The organism is Burkholderia sp. AU18528, from assembly GCF_002223215.2.
GTDB lineage: Bacteria > Pseudomonadota > Gammaproteobacteria > Burkholderiales > Burkholderiaceae > Burkholderia > Burkholderia semiarida.
In genome coordinates this window covers 1,038,837-1,057,795 of sequence record NZ_NKFC02000004.1, presented here as the reverse complement: position 1 = coordinate 1,057,795, position 18,959 = coordinate 1,038,837, and the positions used below count along the sequence as shown (strand labels likewise).

Genomic DNA, 18,959 nt, shown 5'->3' with positions numbered 1-18,959 from the left:
GGCGGCACGCGGCGCGCGACACCCTGGTGTCGCGTGCCGGCATTACAAAGAAGACGAAAAGCAAGGCCTACGAGGAAGAACAATGAAATCCAGACTCGACAGATGGATGATGCTGCTCGCCATCGCGGCAGCAGGCACGGCACAGGCACAAACGCGCGTCGGCGGTAACCCGCTCGACTCCCTCCCCCAGATCAACGCACCGAAGACGGGCCCGAACGTCACCGTTCAGGTCGCGCCGCAGGCCCCGCAATTGCAGGAGCTGCTGTCGCGGCACCTGACGCCGAAGACGTTCCAGGTCGAAGGCGTGAAGTCGATACCGTTCGAGGAAATCACGCGCCGCTTCACGCCGCTCGTCGGCAAGGACATCACGATCGGCGAGCTGATCGAAACCGCCAACGGCGTGACGAAGCTGTATCAGGAACGCGGCTACGCGCTGTCGTTCGCGTTCGTTCCCGCGCAGACGTTCGAGAACGGCGTCGTGCGCATCACGGTGGTCGAAGGGTATGTGTCGGACGTCAAGGTCACCGGCAAACCCGGCGCGATGGAACCGAAGATTCGCGCGATTGCCGCGCACATCACGGCCGATCGTCCGCTGCGCCGGGCGACGTTCGAGCGCTACGTGAACACGTTCGGCCTGCTGCCCGGCCTCACGGTGAAAGCGAACGTCCCGCCGCCGCAAACCACCGACGGCGCGACGACGCTCGAGCTCGCAGTCGATCGCAAGCCATTCAACGTCAGCACGGGGGTCGACTTCAACCACCCGGGCGTCCAGGGTCTCATCACCGCGACCGAAAACGGCCTTACGCGGTTCGGCGAGCAGTTGAGCATCTCGGCGCTCGCACCGCCGGGACGCGACAAGCAGACCTACTTCGCGTTCAGCGGCGCGCTGCCGGTCGGCAGCAGCGGCCTGATCACGCGTCTCGATGCGAGCACGTATCGCGGCAAGCCGACCGACAACCCAGGCCTGCCGTCGTCAGTCGAGCGCACGGTCAAGAACGAGAAGCTCGGTCTTTCGGCGTCCTATCCGATCTTGCTGAACAACCAGCGCAGCCTGCTCGGCACCGTGTCTGGCTATGCGTCGCACAACGAAGATCGTTACCAGAGCAAGATCAACGGCAACAGCATCGACACGCGCTCGCAAGTCCGCGTGCTGCAGATGCAGCTCGACTACACGAGTGTCCAGCCGAAACAGGTGCAGAAGCTGAGCGTCAACGTCGCGAAGGGCTTCAACATCCTCGGCGCATCGAAAGCGCAGGACATTACCGTCGGTACGACGACGACCTCGGTGGACAGCCCGATCTCGCTGACTTTCGTTCGCACCGGCGCGACGTTCACGCAGACGAACGAATGGCCGTTCCGGATCGGCACGTCGGTTTCGCTGACCGGGCAATACAGTCCCGACTCGCTGCCGACGTCCGAACAGATATCGTTCGGCTCGACCCGTTACGCGCTCGGTTACCAGCCGGGCGAAACGTCGGGCGACTCGGGCTGGGGGATGTCGCTGGAAGTCAACCGCGGCTTCACGCCGGGCTGGACGTATCTGAAATCGATCACGCCGTACATCGCGTACGACATGGCCCGCGTGTATCTGCACGCGGGCACGCCATCGCCGAACCGCATGTCGTCGGTCGCCGTCGGCGTGCGGCTCACGGACAGCCGCTACTACAGCCTCGATCTGAACGTCGCGAAACCGGTGGGCGATGCGCCGGTCGAAAGCGCGTCACGCAGCCCGCGCATCAACGCCGCGTTCTCGTATCAGCTCAACTGATCGGTCACCCCAACCACGAAACGGCCGGCGCGATGCCGGCTGTTTCGATTAGAGTCCCCTCTATCAAACGTAGCGTGCTGTTTCACGTATTCTGGCGAAGCTCGCAACATGCCCGCCCCATGCAGACGGTCGTGCGAGCGAATCGAACAGACATGCAAAACAAGGAGGAAGACAATGATTCAACTGACCCGCCCGTTGCGTGCAATCGCCATCGCCGGCGCCCTGCTCGCGAGCGCAGCGCCCACGTTCGCACAGGCCGACAGCCCGATCGGCATGTGGCAGACGATCGACGACAACACCCATCAACCGAAGGCACTGGTACAGATCGCCGAGGACGGCGACGGCTCGCTGACGGGCAAGGTCGTCAAGGGACTCGGCGCGAACGATACACCCGATCGTCGCTGCACCGCGTGCACGGACGAGCGCAAGGATCAGCTCATCAAGGGCATGACGATCATCAAGGCGATGAAGAAGGACGGCGACCACTGGGACGGCGGCAACATCCTCGACCCGGAGAACGGCAAGGTCTACAAGTGCAAGATGACGCTTGAAGACGGCGGCCAGAAGCTCGTGGTGCGCGGCTACATCGGCGTGTCGCTGCTGGGCCGGTCACAAACCTGGGTTCGCCAGCAATAACGCGGTACGCGCCCGAACGCGCGATTAGCACGACTCAATAAAAAATCGGCCTGCGACGACGTCGCCAGGCCGATTGCTTTTGGTGCGCGCACAACGGAAACCGATGGTCATCACGCTGCGTGCTTCATCGCATCCGGTGCATAGCTGCCCGGTGCGCGATATGCGGGCGCCGCGTTGCTGCGCGCCTGCGCCGCCTTCGATTGCGTGTGCTTGCGCATCCGCGCGGACAGTTCATTGCAAAGATTCATGCCGGCGTCGCCATAGAGCTCGCGCATCACGTTCATCAACGTGCCCGTTTCGTGCCATACCTTGAAGCGGCGATGACATGTTTGATACGACGGGTAACGGCGCGGCATGGCCGACCACGTTGCGCCGCTGTAGATCACCCACAGCACACCGTTCAGCACGGCGCGTGTATTGGCTAACGGCCGGCCGCGCAACTCGGTGCGCGGCTGCATTTCGGGCAGAAGCGGCGCGACGCAGCGCCATTCGTGGTCGGTCAAATCGCGATACGGTGTCATGGACATCTCCAGCCTTAATAACCATGACACCACAATATCCGCTCACCTCAACGATGAATATAAGACAAATCCGAAAATACCCGAAGATTGACGAAATTTAACCGAAATTGATGTTTAAACCCCGCCACTTCCCCGACCGGCAACCGGTTCAGGTCAACGACGTATCGACGATACGGCGCGGCGTTTCGAGATACTCCTTCGACTGCATCTCGACGATGCGCGAGACCGTACGCGCGAATTCGTTGGCCATCGGGCCTTCGACGTACAACGCCTCGGCCGGCACCGCCGCGGACATCAGCAGCTTGACCTTGTGATCGTACAGCACGTCGATGAGCCATGTGAAGCGGCGCGCTTCGGACGCCATCCGCGGCGACATCTGCGGCACCTCGGACAGCACGATCGCATGGAAGCGGCTCGCCAGTTCGAGGTAATCGTTCTGCGAACGCGGGCCGCCGCACAACGTCGCGAAATCGAACCACACGACACCGTCCGCCTTGCGCAGCGCCTTGAGCTCACGCTTCTCGATATGCAGGATCGGGCTCTCGTCGGGCACGGCCGCGAGCTTGCCGAATGCATGGCGCAATTCGCGATCGGCGTCCGCGCCGAGCGGCGTGTGATACATCTTCACCTGCGCGAGCGTGCGCTGGCGATAGTCGACGCCCGCATCGACGTTGAGCACGTCGAGCTTCTCCTTGATCAGCGCGATCGCCGGCAGCATGCGGTCGCGATGCAGGCCGTCCGGATACAGGTCGTCGGGATCGTAATTGGACGTCATCACGAACTGCACGCCGTTGTTGAACAGGCGATCGAGCAGCCGGTACAGGATCATCGCGTCGGCGATGTCCGACACGTGGAACTCGTCGAAGCAGATCAGCCGGTAGCGCTTCGCGATGCGTCGTGCGAGTTCGTCGAGCGGATCGGCCTGCCCTTTCAGCTCCTCGAGCTCGCGGTGCACTTCGCGCATGAATTCGTGGAAATGCAGGCGCGTCTTGCGCTGCACGGGCACCACCGCGTAGAAGCTGTCCATCAGGAAGCTCTTGCCGCGGCCGACACCGCCCCACATGTAGACGCCGCGCGGGAGATCCGGATGATTGATCAGCTTCTTGAACGCGTTCGAGCGGCGCGCCTTGTACTCGACCCATTCGTCGAAACAGCGCTGCAGGCGATCGACGGCCGCGCGCTGAGCGGGATCGGACTGATAGCCGCGCGTGGTCAGCTCGCGCGTGTAGTATTCGGTGACGTTCATCGGGCAAACCGGAAAGGACGAAGGCGAGCGGGAAACCCCGCCCGCCTTCGTCATGAGACGGCTGCGCCGGCCGACGGCCGGCAGGCGCTACACCGTGCTCAGCTGTTCAGCGAGCGCTTGTCGACGGCGAGCGCCGCTTCGCGCATCACTTCCGACATCGACGGGTGCGGATGGCAGATGCGGGCGATGTCTTCCGACGCCGCCTTGAATTCCATCGCCACCACGGCTTCCGCGATCAGGTCCGACGCGTTCGCGGCGATCACGTGCACGCCGAGCAGTTCGTCGGTCTTCGCATCCGCGATCATCTTCACGAAGCCGTCCGGCGCGTTCATGCCGAGCGCGCGGCCGTTGATCGAGAACGGGAACTTGCCCGTCTTGATCTCGCGGCCTTCCGCCTTCAGTTGCTGCTCCGTCTTGCCGACCCATGCGATTTCCGGGTACGTGTAGATCACCCACGGAATGCAGTTGTAGTCGATGTGCGGCTTCTGGCCGTCGATCACTTCCGCGACCAGCACGCCTTCGTCTTCCGCCTTGTGCGCGAGCATCGGGCCGCGCACCACGTCGCCGATCGCGTAGACGTTCGGCACGGCCGTACGGCAGTGGTCGTCCACATCGATGAAGCCGCGCTCGTTCGCCTTCAGGCCGATGGCCTCGAGGCCGAGGTTGTCGGTGTTCGGCACGCGGCCGACCGACACGATCAGGCGGTCGGCGTCGAGCGTCTGCGCATTGCCGTCCTTGTCCGTGTAGGCGATCGACACGCCGTTCGCGGTCGTCTTCACGTCACCGATCTTCACGCCGAGATGGATGTCGAGGCCCTGCTTCTTGAACAGCTTGGCCGCTTCCTTCGCGAGCGCTTCGTCGGCTGCGCCGAGGAATGCCGGCAGCGCTTCGAGCACCGTCACTTCGGCGCCCAGACGGCGCCACACCGAGCCGAGCTCGAGGCCGATCACGCCTGCGCCGATCACGGCGAGCTTCTTCGGCACCGAGTCGAACGTCAGCGCGCCTTCGTTGTCCGACACGATCTTGTTGTCGACCGGAATGCCCGGCAGATGACGCGCCTTCGAGCCCGTCGCGATGATCACGTTCTTCGCGGTGACGACTTCGGCTTCGCCCTCGCCGCTCACTTCGATCTGCACGCCGGCATCGGTCTTGCCGGTGAACTTGCCATGGCCCTTCAGCCAGGTGATCTTGTTCTTCTTGAACAGGAACTCGATCCCGCTCGTCATCTTCTCGACGATCGCATCCTTGCGGCCGAGCATCTTCGCGACGTCGATCTTCACGCCGTCGACGGTGATGCCGTGGTCGGCCAGGTGATGCGACGTGTTCTCGAACTCTTCCGACGAAGCCAGCAGCGCCTTCGACGGGATGCAGCCGACGTTCAGGCAGGTGCCGCCGAGCTTCAGCGCGCCGGCCGGGTTCTTCCACTTCTCGATACAGGCAACGGTCTTGCCGAGCTGCGCGGCGCGAATCGCGGCGATGTAGCCGCCAGGGCCGGCGCCGATCACGACGACGTCAAATTCCTTGGACATGACAATCCTTTCTACTTGTACGCCTGCACGTTCGCGCGTGGGCGCGAACGTGCAGAACGGGTCGATGCAGTGAGACTCGGCTTACAGGTCGAGCAGCAGGCGTGCCGGATCTTCCAGCGCGTCCTTCATCGCGACGAGCGACAGCACGGCTTCGCGGCCGTCGATGATGCGGTGGTCGTACGACAGCGCGAGGTAGTTGATCGGGCGGATCACGATCTGGCCGTTTTCGACGACCGGGCGCTCCTTCGTCGCGTGCACGCCGAGGATGGCCGACTGCGGCGGGTTGATGATCGGGGTCGACAGCATCGAGCCGAACACACCGCCGTTCGAGATCGAGAACGTACCGCCCGTCATTTCCTCGATCGACAGCTTGCCGTCCTTCGCCTTCTGGCCGAATTCGGCGATCTTCTTCTCGATCTCGGCGAGACTCAGCTGATCCGCGTTGCGCAGGATCGGCACGACCAGGCCGCGCGGCGACCCGACCGCGATACCGATGTCGAAGTAGCCGTGGTAGACGATGTCGTTGCCGTCGATCGACGCGTTCACCAGCGGGAACTTCTTCAGTGCATGGACGGCCGCCTTCACGAAGAACGACATGAAGCCGAGCTTCACGCCATGTTCCTTCTCGAACTTGTCCTTGTACTTGTTACGCAGCTCCATGACCGGAGCCATGTTCACTTCGTTGAACGTCGTCAGGATCGCGTTGGTCTGCTGCGACTCGAGCAGACGCTCGGCGATACGCGCACGCAGGCGCGACATCGGCACGCGCTGTTCCGGACGGTCGTTCAGCCAGGTCGCTGCCGACGCCGGCACCTTCACTTCCGGCAGCGACGGCTTCGCGGCGGCGGTCTTCGCCGGTGCGGCGGCCGGAGCAGCCTTCGGTGCGCTGCCTGCCGCCAGCGCGTCGCCCTTCGTGACGCGGCCGTCGCGGCCCGAACCCGCGACGTCGCCCGTCGACAGGCCCTTCTCGGCCAGCAGCTTGGCCGCGGCCGGCGACGCAGCCGCCGAGCTCGATGCGGTGGCGGCGGCCGGTTGCGCAGCCGGTGCGGCCGCGGCGGGCGCGGCCGCCGGCTTGACTTCGGCGGCGCCTGCCGCGGCTTCGGCGGCACCTGCCTTCGCTTCGGTGTCGATCGTCGCGATCACCTGATCGGCGACCACCGTGTCACCGTCGTTCTGCAGCACTTGCGCGAGCACGCCCGCCGCCGGCGCCGGCACTTCGAGGACGACCTTGTCGGTCTCGAGTTCGATCAGGATTTCGTCCTGCGCGACTGCTTCGCCCGGCTTTTTCTTCCACTGCAGCATGGTGGCTTCCGACACCGACTCCGACAGCTGGGGGACTTTGACTTCTACGATAGCCATGTGATTTTCCTGGATGCTTAATCTGGGGTATGACGAGGTTCGTGCGATTCCTTCAGCCGGTGCGGCGCGCCACGCGCCGGCGGGCCAAAAGGAACGGGAAAGCGCCGTGCGCCTTCCCGTTTCGCTTGACGTCGGTTATTTCGCGATCGATGCGCTCTTCAGGCGGCCGAATGCACCTTCGATCAGGGCCTTCTGCTGCTCGTAGTGCTTCGCGTAGTAGCCAACCGCCGGCGAGGCCGAAGCCGGACGGCCGCTGTACGCCAGCTTCTGCCCTTCCTTCATGCCTTCCTTCAGGTGGTGCTCGACGTAGAACCAGGGGCCCTGGTTCTGCGGCTCGTCCTGCACCCAGACCACTTCAGTCGCGTTCTCGTACTTCTTCATTTCGGCTTCGAACTGCTTGTGCGCGAACGGATACAGCTGCTCGATACGGATGATCGCGACGTCGTTCGCCTTCGCTTCGCGGCGGTGCGCGACGAGGTCGTAGTACACGCGGCCCGAGCACACCAGCACGCGCTTGACCTTCTTCGCGTCGATGCCGCCGTCGATTTCGCCCAGCACCGGCTGGAACGAGCCCTTCGCGAGTTCCGACAGGTCCGACACCGCTTCCTTGTGGCGCAGCAGCGACTTCGGCGTCGCGACGATCAGCGGCTTGCGGAACAGGCGGATCATCTGGCGGCGCAGCAGATGGAAAATCTGCGCCGGCGTCGTCGGCTGGACGACCTGCATGTTGTGATCGGCACACAGCTGCAGGAAACGCTCGATACGCGTGGACGAGTGTTCCGGACCCTGGCCTTCGTAGCCGTGCGGCAGCAGCATCGTGAGACCCGACACGCGGCCCCACTTCACTTCGCCCGACGAGATGAACTGGTCGATCACGACCTGCGCGCCGTTGACGAAGTCGCCGAACTGCGCTTCCCACAGCACGAGCGTGTTCGGCTCGGCGGTCGAGTAACCGTATTCGAAGCCCAGCACCGCTTCTTCCGACAGCACCGAGTCGATCACCGTGAACTTCGCCTGGCCTTCGGCGATGTTCTGCAGCGGCACGTACGTGCCGTCGTTCCAGCGCTCGCGGTTCTGGTCGTGCAGCACCGCGTGACGGTGCGTGAACGTGCCGCGGCCCGAGTCCTGGCCCGTCAGGCGCACCGAGTAGCCCGATGCGACGAGCGACGCGAATGCGAGATGCTCGGCCATGCCCCAGTCGAGCGGCTGGTCGCCGCGCGCCATGTTGCGGCGGTCGTTGATCACGCGCTCGACGAGCGGGTGAACCTTGAAGTTTTCCGGGACCGTCGTGATGCGTTCGCCCAGGCGCTTCAGTTCGGCGAGCGGCACGGCCGTGTCGGCTGCGTCCGTCCACTTGCGGTTCAGGAACGGCACCCAGTCGACCGCGTACTTGCTCTTGTAGTTCGACAGGACCGGGTCGACGGTATGGTGGCCGTCGTCCATCGCCTTGCGGTACGCCTTCACGTAGTTGTCGGCGTCTTCGGCGGTGATCACGCCCTGCTGCACGAGCTTCTCGGCGTACAGCGCACGGGTGCCCGGGTGCTGCGCGATCTTCTTGTACATCAGCGGCTGCGTGACGGCCGGCGTGTCCTGCTCGTTGTGACCCAGCTTGCGGAAGCAGACGATGTCGATCACGACATCCTTGTGGAACTGCATCCGGTAGTCGATCGCGATCTGGATCGCGAGCACGACGGCTTCCGGATCGTCGCCGTTCACGTGCAGCACCGGCGCTTCGATCATCTTGACGACGTCGGTACAGTACAGCGTCGAGCGCGCGTCGCGCGGGTCGGACGTCGTGAAGCCGATCTGGTTGTTGATGACGATGTGCAGCGTGCCGTGCGTGCCGTAACCGCGCGTCTGCGCGAGGTTCAGCGTTTCCATCACGACGCCCTGGCCGGCGAAGGCCGCGTCACCGTGGATCTGCACCGGCAGCACTTGCAGGCCGTCCTCGTCGCCGCGGCGGTCCATCCGCGCCTTCGCGGAACCTTCGACCACCGGGTTCACGATTTCGAGGTGCGACGGGTTGAACGCGAGCGACAGGTGGACCGGGCCGCCTTCCGTCGACACGTCCGACGAGAAGCCCTTGTGGTACTTCACGTCGCCGGCCGGCAGGTCGTCGACGTGCTTGCCTTCGAATTCGGCGAACAGGTCGGCCGGCATCTTGCCCAGCGTGTTGACCAGCACGTTCAGACGGCCGCGGTGCGCCATGCCGATGATGATTTCCTGCACGCCGCTCTTGCCCGCGTGCTGGACGACTTCGTCCATCGCCGCGATGAAGCTTTCGCCGCCTTCGAGCGAGAAGCGCTTCTGGCCGACGTACTTGGTGTGCAGGTAGCGCTCGAGGCCTTCGGCGGCCGTCAGGCGATTCAGGATGTGCTTCTTCTTGTCGGCCGAGAACGACGGCGTCGCGCGGGTCGACTCCAGGCGCTCCTGCCACCAGCGCTTCTGTTCCGGATCGCTGATGTACATGTACTCGGCGCCGATCGTGCCGCAGTACGTGTCGCGCAGACCCTTGACGATGTCGCGCAGCGACGCCTGGTCGAAACCGAAGTACAGGTTGCTTGCGCTGTACGTCTGGTCGAGATCGCCCTCGGAGAAGTCGTAGAAAGCCGGTTCGAGCTCGGGGATGGCGGGACGTTCGCGGCGCTTCAGCGGATCGAGATTGGCCCATTGCGAGCCGAGGAAGCGGTAGGCGCTGATCAGCGACTGGACGTGCACCTGCTTGCGTGCGGTCGCGAGGTTGCTGGTGCTTTCGCGCGGGATGAAGGCATTGGCCTTCGCACGCTCGGCGAACGATTCGACGATCGGGAAGTGAGCGACGTCATTGGCGTTCGAGCCGTCCGTTGCAGGCACGTTCTGCAGCGCGTCGAAATACTCTCGCCAGTTCTCCGGCACCGACGCCGGATTGTTGAGGTATGCATCGTACAGTTCTTCAACGTACGAAGCATTGCCGCCGAACAGATAGGAGTTCAGCTGAAACTGCTTCATTACATCTGACATTTTACGCTCACCTTTCTTCGAGCTTCTCGAGAAATAGCGGGTTACTCAACCTTCCGCGACACGGCCTGACCGTTTAGCGGATTGCGAATCAAGTCTTGCTTGGAAGGACCTAAAACTTGCGTGCGCGCAGCATATCACAGAACCGATACCGGAGTTCGCGGCGAAATGTGCGTGAAAGCACCGCGCGACGGGGTTTTGCCGGATTGCGGCGGCCCGCGGGAACAGTGTTTTGCAGGCAATCCGGCTGCACGATGCGCGGATGCGAAAAAGGCTGCCCGAAGGCAGCCTTTTCGTCGTGCTCGGGAACGGTCGATGCTCAGTCGACCGCGCCTTCGCGGCTCGCGCGGCGACGCTCGTGCTCCTTCAGGAAGCGCTTGCGCAGGCGGATCGACTGCGGCGTCACTTCGACCAGTTCGTCGTCGTCGATGAATTCGACCGCGTATTCCAGCGACATCTGGACCGGCGGCACGAGACGCACGGCTTCGTCGGTACCCGACGCACGCACGTTGGTCAGCTGCTTGCCCTTGATCGGGTTCACGACGAGGTCGTTGTCGCGGCTGTGGATGCCGATGATCATGCCCTCATACAGCGCGTCGCCCGGCTTCACGAACATGCGGCCGCGATCCTGCAGCTTCCACAGTGCGTAGGCGACCGCTGCGCCGTCGTCCTGCGAGATCAGCACGCCGTTGCGGCGCTCGAACACCGAGCCTTCCTTGACCGGCGCGTACGAGTCGAAGATGTGGCTCATCAGGCCCGTGCCGCGCGTGAGCGTCAGGAATTCGCTCTGGAAGCCGATCAGGCCGCGTGCCGAGATCTTGTATTCCAGACGCGTACGGCCGCGGCCGTCCGACGCCATGTCCAGCATTTCGCCCTTGCGGCGGCCAAGCTCTTCCATCACGCCGCCCTGGTGTTCGTCTTCGACGTCGACCGTCAGCAGCTCGTACGGCTCGTGCCGCACGCCGTCGATCTCCTGCATCACCACGCGCGGACGCGACACGGCCAGCTCGTAGCCTTCGCGACGCATGTTTTCGACGAGAATCGTCAGATGCAGCTCGCCACGGCCCGACACTTCGAACACCGTTTCGTCGCCGGTATCCTTCACGCGCAGCGCGACGTTGTGGTTCAGTTCCTTCATCAGGCGGTCGCGGATCTGGCGGCTCGTCACGAACTTGCCTTCGCGGCCGGCGAGCGGCGACGAGTTGACGAGGAAGTTCATCGTCAGCGTCGGCTCGTCGACGGTGATCATCGGCAGCGCTTCCGGCGTGTCGACCGCGCAGATCGTCGCGCCGATGCCGACGTCTTCAATGCCGTTGATCAGCACGATGTCGCCCGCTTCGGCCGACTCGACCTGCACGCGCTCCAGGCCCTTGAACGACAGCACCTGGTTGATCTTGCGGTTCAGCACCTCGCCTTCCGGGCCGAAGCGCATCACGACCGGCTGGCCCGGCTTGATGCGGCCGCGCGTGATGCGGCCGACACCGATCCGGCCGACGTACGTCGAATAGTCGAGCGACGTGATCTGGAGCTGCAGCGGGGCTTCCGGATCGGCCGGGCGAACCGGCACGTGCGCGAGGATCGCTTCGAACAGCGGGCGCATGTCGCCTTCGCGCGTGGCCGGATCGAGCGACGCATAGCCGTTCAGGCCCGACGCGTAGACGATCGGGAAGTCGAGCTGCTCTTCGGTCGCGCCGAGCTTGTCGAACAGGTCGAAGGTCTGGTTGATCACCCAGTCGATCCGCGCGCCCGGACGATCGATCTTGTTGACGACGACGATCGGCTTCAGGCCGAGCGCGAGCGCCTTCTTCGTGACGAAGCGCGTCTGCGGCATCGGGCCTTCGACCGCGTCGACGAGCAGCAGCACCGAGTCGACCATCGACAGCACGCGCTCGACTTCGCCGCCGAAGTCCGCGTGCCCCGGCGTGTCGACGATGTTGATGTGCGTGCCTTCGTACTCGACCGCGCAGTTCTTCGCGAGAATCGTGATCCCGCGCTCTTTTTCGATGTCGTTCGAGTCCATCACCCGCTCCGCAATCTGCTGGTTCTCGCGGAAGGTGCCGGACTGGCGGAGCAGTTGGTCGACGAGCGTGGTCTTGCCGTGGTCGACGTGGGCGATGATGGCGATATTGCGAAGGGCGCGGGTCATAGAAACCTGGAAATCGTTTGAACGCGCAAACGCGCGCGCTCGTGTTTTTCACGGGCGCGCGCGTTGCAGCTTGGAAAGCCTCAAATTATAGCACGTGCGCGTGTCGAGAGCCGACCCGCCCGTTGCAACGCAGCAAAACGGGAGCGCCGCGCGGCGCTGCCGAACTGCTCAAAGGTCCGGCGCACCGGCACCGTGCGGCGAAGAAACCTTACCCGGACAAGGGACTCTCGCGGGACACAGCACGCGTTTTGCCGTTCGATTAACATTTGCCGCGGCAAGCAATTGTGCCTATACTGCTGCCTAGTCAACTATTGCAGCTTCAGGGTTTTATGTCGGATTCTTCTACCCCACCGCCCGTTTCGCCGCTGTCTACGTATCAGATGAACGATAGCGTCGGTTATCTGATGTCCCGCGTGAAGTCGGTGATGACCAACCTCGTCACGCAGCGCACGCAGGAAGAACTCGGCATCACGGGCACGCAGGCGAGCATGCTGTTCATGATCGCGGTCGGCAAGTGCTCGACGGCCGCCGAACTCGCGCGCGAATACGGGATCGACGCCAGCGCGGTCACGCGCCTGCTCGACCGGGTCGAGAAACGCGGCCTGCTGTCGCGTGTGCGCAGCATCGAGGATCGTCGCGTCGTGCGCCTCGAGCTCACCGACGAAGGCCGTGCGCTGGCCGAACGGCTGCCGCCCATTTTCCGCAGCGTGCTCGACCAGGTGCTGGACGGGTTTACGCCGGAAGAAGTCGGGTTCCTGAAGAGCATGCTGCGCCGCATTCTCAGCAACTATTGCGAGACGGCCGGCGGTAGCGTCACGTAATAGTTGCCATAACAATTACTTTTGACAGATTAATGTAAGGAAATCCTTGCAGTGTCCATCATTCATTCCGAGTCAGGGGTTAGCGCGATGAAATCCTCCCCGTTGTCCGTGCGCGCCGGGTCGTGCCGCGCCGCCGTCGCCGCCGCGGTCGCCGCGCTGGCGCTCGCGGGCTGCGCGAATTACATCGGCATCAAGAGCGACAAGCAGATTGCCCCCGCGTCGCAATTCGAATCCGCCCAGAGCCTGCCGGCCCAGGGCGGCCAGTGGCCCGCGCTCGACTGGGCCAGCCAGTTCGGCGATCCGCAGTTGCCGAAGCTGATCGACGAAGCGTTGCAGGGCAATCCGTCGATCGCGCAGGCACAGGCGCGCATCGCGAAGGCTTCGTCGTACATCGAGTCGTCGCGCTCGAACCTGATGCCGAAGGCCGAAGCCAGCTATTCGTGGACGCGCGAACTGTACTCGTCGAACGCGCTGTTCCCGCCCCCGTACGGCGGCCAGTGGTACAGCGAGAACAACGCGCTCGCGAGCGCCTCGTGGGAACTCGACCTGTGGGGCAAGAACCGCGAACGCCTGCACACGGCCGTATCGCAGGAAAAGGCCGCCGAAGCCGACCTGCAACAGGCGCGCATCACGCTCGCGTCGTCGGTCGCGCGCACCTACAACTCGCTCGCGCAGCTCTATGCGCTGCGCGACATCGCGCAGCGCGAGATCACCAACCGCGAGACGGTCGGCAAGATCACCGACGGCCGCGTATCGGCCGGCCTCGACACCAACGTCGAGCGCCAGACGGCCCGCGGCAACATCGCGACGACGCAGGCTTCGCTGTCGGACCTCGACGGCCAGATCACGACGGTGCGCTACCAGCTCGCCGCGCTGCTCGGCAAGGGCCCGGATCGCGGGCTGCAGATCGCGGCGCCCGTGATGAACCCGAGCGGCGACGTCACGCTGCCCGGCAACCTGCCGGCCGACCTCGTGTCGCGCCGCCCCGACATCGTCGCCGCGCGCTGGCAGGTCGAAGCCGCGATGCACGATGTGAAGGAGGCGAAGGCCGAGTTCTTCCCCGACGTGAACCTCGCGGCCGGTTTCGGCTTCGATGCGTTCGGCTGGGGCAAATTCCTGAATTTCGCGAGCCGCCAGGCGCAGTTCGGGCCGGCGATCCACCTGCCGATCTTCGATGCCGGCGCGCTGCGCGCCCAGCTCAAGGGCCGCTATGCCGACTTCGACCTGTCGGTCGCGAACTACAACCAGACGCTGATCAGCGCGCTGAACGACGTCGCGACGCAGGTCGCGTCGATCCGCGCGGTCGATCGCCAGATGGGGGACGCCCAACGTGCGCTCGACGCGTCGACGCGCGCGTACGATCTCGCGGTCATCCGCTACAAGGCCGGCCTGTCGCCGCAACTGCAGGTGCTGACGGCGGACAGCAACCGCCTCGCCTCGGAGCAGACGGTGACCAACCTGAAGATGCGCCGGCGCGACATGCAGCTCGCCCTGATCAAGGCGCTCGGCGGCGGGTTCGACGCGACCGGCACGCCGCTCGCCGCACCCGATGCCGCCGCGCCGACCAAACAGGCCGCCAACTGATCCGGCGCCACCACTACGCAGACACTCGAAATAACGGACGGAGAAAATCGCCATGAGCGACCAACAAAACGCCGCCAGCGCGCAGCCGCAGAATAACGGCAAGCGCAAGCGAATGATGACGCTGCTCGTCGCGGTCATCGTGATCGCGGCCATCGCATACGGCCTCTATTACTTCCTCGTCGCCCGCTTCCATGAAGACACCGACGATGCATACGTGAACGGCAACGTCGTGCAGATCACGCCGCAGGTCACCGGCACCGTGATCGCCGTGAAGGCGGACGACACGCAAACGGTCAAGGCCGGCGATCCGCTCGTCGTGCTCGACCCGGCCGATTCGCAGGTCGCGCTGCAGCAGGCGGAAGCCAACCTCGCGCAGACCGTGCGCCAGGTGCGCGGCCTGTTCGTCAACGACGATCAGTACCGCGCGCAAGTCGCGCTGCGCCAGTCCGACCTGTCGAAGGCCCAGGACGACCTGCGCCGCCGCCTGGCCGTCGCGCAGACGGGCGCCGTGTCGCAGGAAGAAATCTCGCATGCCCGCGACGCCGTGAAGGCCGCGCAGGCATCGGTCGACGCCGCGCAGCAGCAGCTCGCCTCGAATCGCGCATTGACCGCGAACACGACGATCGCATCGCACCCGAACGTGATGGCCGCCGCCGCGAAGGTGCGCGACGCCTACCTCGCGAACGCGCGCAACGTGCTGCCGGCGCCGGTCACCGGCTATGTCGCGAAGCGCTCGGTGCAGGTCGGCCAGCGCGTGTCGCCCGGCAACCCGCTGATGTCGGTGGTGCCGCTCAATGCCGTGTGGGTCGACGCGAACTTCAAGGAAGTCCAGTTGAAGCACATGCGCATCGGCCAGCCGGTCGAAATGACGGCCGACATCTACGGCTCGTCGGTCACGTACCACGGCAAGGTCGTCGGCTTCTCGGCCGGCACGGGCTCGGCGTTCTCGCTGCTGCCGGCGCAGAATGCGACCGGCAACTGGATCAAGGTCGTGCAGCGCCTGCCGGTGCGGATCGAGCTCGACCCGAAGGATCTCGACAAGCATCCGCTGCGCATCGGCCTGTCGATGCAGGTCGACGTCAACATCAAGGACGAACGCGGCGACCAGCTCGTCAACGCGCCGAACACCGTCTACGAGACCAACGTGTTCGCGAAATACGGCGACGAAGCCGACGCCGAAATCGCGCGCATCATCGCCGAGAACGCAGGCGGCAATGCATCGGCGCCGGTCGCGGCGAAGCAGAGCACCGCCGCGAAAATGATGTAACCGTTCCGACTTCGGAAAGGCAACCGACATGGCACAGGCTCCCGCCTCCTACCCGCCCCTGCAGGGCGGGCAACTCATACTCGGCACGATCGCGGTGTCGCTCGCGGTGTTCATGAACGTGCTCGACACGTCCATCGCGAACGTCGCGATCCCGACCATCTCGGGCGACCTCGGCGTGTCGTCCGACCAGGGCACATGGGTCATCACGTCGTTCGCGGTCGCGAACGCAATCTCGGTGCCGCTGACCGGCTGGCTGACCGACCGTTTCGGGCAAGTGCGCCTGTTCCTCGCGTCGATCATCCTGTTCGTCATCTCGTCGTGGATGTGCGGGCTGTCGCCGAACCTGCCGTTCCTGCTCGGGTCGCGCGTGCTCCAGGGCGCGGTCGCGGGCCCGATGATTCCGCTGTCGCAGGCGCTCCTGCTGTCGAGCTATCCGCGCGCAAAGGCACCGATGGCGCTCGCGCTATGGGCGATGACGACGCTGATCGCACCCGTCGCGGGCCCCATTCTCGGCGGCTGGATCTCGGACAACTATTCGTGGCCGTGGATCTTCTACGTCAACATCCCGGTCGGCGTCGCCGCCGCCGCCGCGACGTGGATGATCTATCGCAATCGGGAGTCGGCCGTGCGTCGCGCGCCGATCGACGGCGTGGGCCTCGCGCTGCTGGTCGTCTGGGTCGGCTCGCTGCAGATCATGCTCGACAAGGGCAAGGATCTCGACTGGTTCGCGTCGACGACCATCATCGTGCTCGCGCTGACCGCCGTCATCGCGTTCGCGTTCTTCGTGATCTGGGAGCTGACCGCCGAGCACCCGGTCGTCGACCTGTCGCTGTTCCGCATCAGGAACTTCACCGGCGGGACAGTCGCGCTGTCGATCGGATACGGCCTGTACTTCGGCAATCTCGTGCTGCTACCGCTGTGGCTGCAGACCCAAATCGGCTATACCGCGACCGACGCCGGCCTCGTGATGGCGCCGGTCGGGCTGTTCGCCATCCTGTTGTCGCCACTTACCGGGAAGTATCTGCCGCGCACCGATCCGCGCTTCATCTCGACGGCGTCGTTCCTGACGTTCGCGCTGTGCTTCTGGATGCGTTCGCGCTACACGACGGGCGTCGACGAATGGTCGCTGACGCTGCCGACGCTCGTGCAGGGTATCGCGATGGCGGGCTTCTTCATCCCGCTCGTGTCGATCACGTTGTCCGGCCTGCCCGGCCACCGCATTCCCGCGGCGTCCGGCCTGTCGAACTTCGTGCGGATCATGTGCGGCGGCATCGGCACGTCGATCTTCCAGACCGCGTGGGACCACCGCAACAACTTCCATCACGCGCAACTGGTCGAGCAGGCGAACCCGTACAACCCGACGTTCAACCAGGCCGTCACGCAGATGGGCAATCTCGGGCTGTCGCAGAACCAGGCGCACGGGCTCATCAACAACATGGCCACGCAACAGGCCGCGCAACTCGGCGTGAACGACCTGTTCTACATCTCGGCGGTGATCTTCGTGCTGCTGATCGCGCTGATCTGGATCACCAAGCCCGAACGTGCGGGCGGCGGCGATGCCGGTGCGGCGGCGTCGGCGGCGCACTGAGCACTACCCGGCAGCGCATCACTGCGCGGTCACGCGAAACAAAAAGCCCGGTCGAAATCGACCGGGCTTTTTCCTATTCCGCCGCGTGCAGCCATGCGCGCTGCTGCGTCATTGAGCCGTCACGACAAGCCGTTCCGGTGCGAGCACGCCATTCGCCTTGCGTGCCACGCCGAGCAACCGCGTTGCGTCGTACACGCGCACGCGCTCGCCCTCGGCCGCGCCGATCGGCTCCAATGCCGACAGCGGCAGGCGCTGGCCGTGCAGAAACCGCTTCGCGCAGGCGTCGTCGAGCCGAACGGCGGGAAACGTCGACAGCAACGCATCGACCGGCTGCAGCCATGCATCGCGCGCCGCCTCGGTAGCGTCCGACAGCGCATCCAGCGTCACCGCATGCTCGAGCGTCAGCGCGCCGACGCCCGTGCGACGCAGCATCGTCAGATGCGCGCCGCAACCCAGCGCCTCGCCGATATCCTCCGCCAGCGTGCGCACATACGTGCCCTTGCTGCAGGTCACGCGAAACGTCACGTCGGGCAGCTCGCAGGCAAGCAGTTCGAGCGCGTGGATCGTCACGTTGCGGCCTTCCCGCTCGACCGTCTGGCCGGCCCGCGCATATTCGTACAGCGGCTTGCCGTCGCGCTTGAGCGCCGAATACATCGGCGGCACCTGCACGATGTCGCCGGTGAAGCGCACGAGCGCGGCTTCCACCGCCGCACGATCGCATTCGACGGGCCGCGTGTCGATCACGTCGCCTTCCGCGTCGCCGGTGGCCGTGCGCTGGCCGAGACGCATCGTCGCTTCATAGGTCTTGTCGGCGTCGAGCAAATCCTGCGAGAACTTGGTCGCCTCGCCGAAGCACAGCGGCAGCAGGCCCGACGCCAGCGGATCGAGCGTGCCGGTGTGACCGGCTTTCTTCGCGAGAAGCAGGCGCTTTGCGCGAATCAGCGCATCGTTGCTCGACAGGCCGACCGGCTTGTCGAGCAGGAGAACGCCGTCCAGCACGCGCCGGGGCACGCGCGGACGTTGGGGTGCTGCATTCGTCATAGGCCGGTCGAGCTCAATCGTCCTTGGCAGGCGCATCGGCCTCGTCGTCGTCCTTCGCGCGCGTCGAGTTCGCTTCCTTGATCAGGCGCGACATTTCGACGGCCTTCTCGATCGTCTGGTCGTAATGGAAATGCAGCGTCGGCACCGTATGAATGTGCAGGCGCTTGAACAGCAGGTTGTGCAGGTGGCCCGACGCGTGGTTCAGCGCCTCCTGCGTCTTGTCCGGATCGCCGGTGAGTGCCGTGAAGTAGACCTTCGCGTGCGCATAGTCCGGCGTGAGCTCCACGCTCTGGATGGTCACGATACCGATGCGCGGATCTTTGACCTCGCGCATGATGAGTTCGGACAGATCGCGCTGAATCTGATCGGCGATCTGAACGTTGCGATTGGGGGAAGTACGTTTCCTGGACATGATCGATCCGTGATCCGTTTATCAGGATGAAGCGGCGGCCATTT

Annotated in this window: 14 protein-coding genes; 6 read left to right on the top strand and 8 right to left on the bottom strand. The window is 64.6% G+C overall.

From position 1 onward, the window contains the following. Positions 1-82: 82 nt before the first annotated feature. Positions 83-1,768: a ShlB/FhaC/HecB family hemolysin secretion/activation protein gene (locus CFB52_RS07640; RefSeq protein WP_059575744.1), complete on the top strand. Its 1,686-nt coding sequence runs from the start codon at positions 83-85 to the stop codon at positions 1,766-1,768. A gap of 174 nt (positions 1,769-1,942) precedes the next feature. Beyond that, positions 1,943-2,404, top strand: coding sequence for a DUF2147 domain-containing protein (locus CFB52_RS07635; protein ID WP_059575745.1), 462 nt, complete (start codon positions 1,943-1,945; stop codon positions 2,402-2,404). Between the two features lie 110 nt (positions 2,405-2,514). Here the strand turns inward: CFB52_RS07635 and CFB52_RS07630 are convergent, their stop codons facing one another. The 6 genes from CFB52_RS07630 to typA form a co-directional block, all read right to left on the bottom strand. Next, positions 2,515-2,925 carry a transposase gene (locus CFB52_RS07630; protein ID WP_059575747.1) on the bottom strand — a complete coding sequence of 137 codons (411 nt, stop codon included), beginning with the start codon at positions 2,923-2,925 and terminating at the stop codon, positions 2,515-2,517. Between the two features lie 148 nt (positions 2,926-3,073). Next, entirely contained in the window at positions 3,074-4,171 is a 1,098-nt protein-coding gene (zapE, locus tag CFB52_RS07625; RefSeq protein WP_059575749.1) for a cell division protein ZapE, read from the bottom strand. A gap of 98 nt (positions 4,172-4,269) precedes the next feature. Next, a complete protein-coding gene (lpdA, locus tag CFB52_RS07620; RefSeq protein ID WP_059575751.1) occupies positions 4,270-5,700 on the bottom strand; it encodes a dihydrolipoyl dehydrogenase in 1,431 nt (476 codons plus the stop codon). A gap of 81 nt (positions 5,701-5,781) precedes the next feature. Further along, positions 5,782-7,059: a 2-oxoglutarate dehydrogenase complex dihydrolipoyllysine-residue succinyltransferase gene (gene odhB / locus CFB52_RS07615; RefSeq protein ID WP_059575753.1), complete on the bottom strand. Its 1,278-nt coding sequence runs from the start codon at positions 7,057-7,059 to the stop codon at positions 5,782-5,784. A gap of 135 nt (positions 7,060-7,194) precedes the next feature. Continuing rightward, a complete protein-coding gene (locus CFB52_RS07610; RefSeq protein WP_059575755.1) occupies positions 7,195-10,059 on the bottom strand; it encodes a 2-oxoglutarate dehydrogenase E1 component in 2,865 nt (954 codons plus the stop codon). Between the two features lie 316 nt (positions 10,060-10,375). Further along, positions 10,376-12,202 carry a translational GTPase TypA gene (gene typA, locus CFB52_RS07605; protein ID WP_059575756.1) on the bottom strand — a complete coding sequence of 609 codons (1,827 nt, stop codon included), beginning with the start codon at positions 12,200-12,202 and terminating at the stop codon, positions 10,376-10,378. A 329-nt stretch (positions 12,203-12,531) separates the two neighbouring features. On the opposite strand from typA, the gene CFB52_RS07595 reads away from it, so the two are divergent. From CFB52_RS07595 to CFB52_RS07580, 4 genes are all read left to right on the top strand, one after another. Continuing rightward, positions 12,532-13,023 carry a MarR family winged helix-turn-helix transcriptional regulator gene (locus CFB52_RS07595; RefSeq protein WP_059575757.1) on the top strand — a complete coding sequence of 164 codons (492 nt, stop codon included), beginning with the start codon at positions 12,532-12,534 and terminating at the stop codon, positions 13,021-13,023. Positions 13,024-13,110: 87 nt separating this feature from the next. Beyond that, positions 13,111-14,607 carry an efflux transporter outer membrane subunit gene (locus tag CFB52_RS07590; RefSeq protein ID WP_059575759.1) on the top strand — a complete coding sequence of 499 codons (1,497 nt, stop codon included), beginning with the start codon at positions 13,111-13,113 and terminating at the stop codon, positions 14,605-14,607. A 52-nt stretch (positions 14,608-14,659) separates the two neighbouring features. Then, the gene (locus CFB52_RS07585; RefSeq protein WP_059575761.1) at positions 14,660-15,874 is read left to right on the top strand and encodes an HlyD family secretion protein; all 1,215 of its coding nucleotides are present in this window, start codon (positions 14,660-14,662) and stop codon (positions 15,872-15,874) included. A 28-nt stretch (positions 15,875-15,902) separates the two neighbouring features. Continuing rightward, on the top strand, positions 15,903-17,462 hold the full coding sequence (locus tag CFB52_RS07580) for a DHA2 family efflux MFS transporter permease subunit (RefSeq protein ID WP_059575763.1): 1,560 nt from the start codon (positions 15,903-15,905) through the stop codon (positions 17,460-17,462). Between the two features lie 108 nt (positions 17,463-17,570). Here CFB52_RS07580 and truB read toward each other — a convergent pair whose 3' ends face one another. After that, positions 17,571-18,503: a tRNA pseudouridine(55) synthase TruB gene (truB, locus tag CFB52_RS07575; protein WP_099316352.1), complete on the bottom strand. Its 933-nt coding sequence runs from the start codon at positions 18,501-18,503 to the stop codon at positions 17,571-17,573. Positions 18,504-18,516: 13 nt separating this feature from the next. Continuing rightward, positions 18,517-18,915: a 30S ribosome-binding factor RbfA gene (rbfA, locus tag CFB52_RS07570; RefSeq protein ID WP_006495346.1), complete on the bottom strand. Its 399-nt coding sequence runs from the start codon at positions 18,913-18,915 to the stop codon at positions 18,517-18,519. Positions 18,916-18,959: the final 44 nt, after the last annotated feature.

Coding starts and splice junctions, on each gene's coding strand:
- typA (WP_059575756.1), bottom strand. CDS start 12,202: ATGACCCGCGCCCTTCGCAATATCGCCATCATCGCCCACGTCGACCAC.
- CFB52_RS07585 (WP_059575761.1), top strand. CDS start 14,660: ATGAGCGACCAACAAAACGCCGCCAGCGCGCAGCCGCAGAATAACGGC.
- odhB (WP_059575753.1), bottom strand. CDS start 7,059: ATGGCTATCGTAGAAGTCAAAGTCCCCCAGCTGTCGGAGTCGGTGTCG.
- zapE (WP_059575749.1), bottom strand. CDS start 4,171: ATGAACGTCACCGAATACTACACGCGCGAGCTGACCACGCGCGGCTAT.
- CFB52_RS07595 (WP_059575757.1), top strand. CDS start 12,532: ATGTCGGATTCTTCTACCCCACCGCCCGTTTCGCCGCTGTCTACGTAT.
- lpdA (WP_059575751.1), bottom strand. CDS start 5,700: ATGTCCAAGGAATTTGACGTCGTCGTGATCGGCGCCGGCCCTGGCGGC.
- CFB52_RS07610 (WP_059575755.1), bottom strand. CDS start 10,059: ATGTCAGATGTAATGAAGCAGTTTCAGCTGAACTCCTATCTGTTCGGC.
- CFB52_RS07590 (WP_059575759.1), top strand. CDS start 13,111: ATGAAATCCTCCCCGTTGTCCGTGCGCGCCGGGTCGTGCCGCGCCGCC.
- rbfA (WP_006495346.1), bottom strand. CDS start 18,915: ATGTCCAGGAAACGTACTTCCCCCAATCGCAACGTTCAGATCGCCGAT.
- CFB52_RS07580 (WP_059575763.1), top strand. CDS start 15,903: ATGGCACAGGCTCCCGCCTCCTACCCGCCCCTGCAGGGCGGGCAACTC.
- CFB52_RS07630 (WP_059575747.1), bottom strand. CDS start 2,925: ATGACACCGTATCGCGATTTGACCGACCACGAATGGCGCTGCGTCGCG.
- truB (WP_099316352.1), bottom strand. CDS start 18,503: ATGACGAATGCAGCACCCCAACGTCCGCGCGTGCCCCGGCGCGTGCTG.
- CFB52_RS07635 (WP_059575745.1), top strand. CDS start 1,943: ATGATTCAACTGACCCGCCCGTTGCGTGCAATCGCCATCGCCGGCGCC.
- CFB52_RS07640 (WP_059575744.1), top strand. CDS start 83: ATGAAATCCAGACTCGACAGATGGATGATGCTGCTCGCCATCGCGGCA.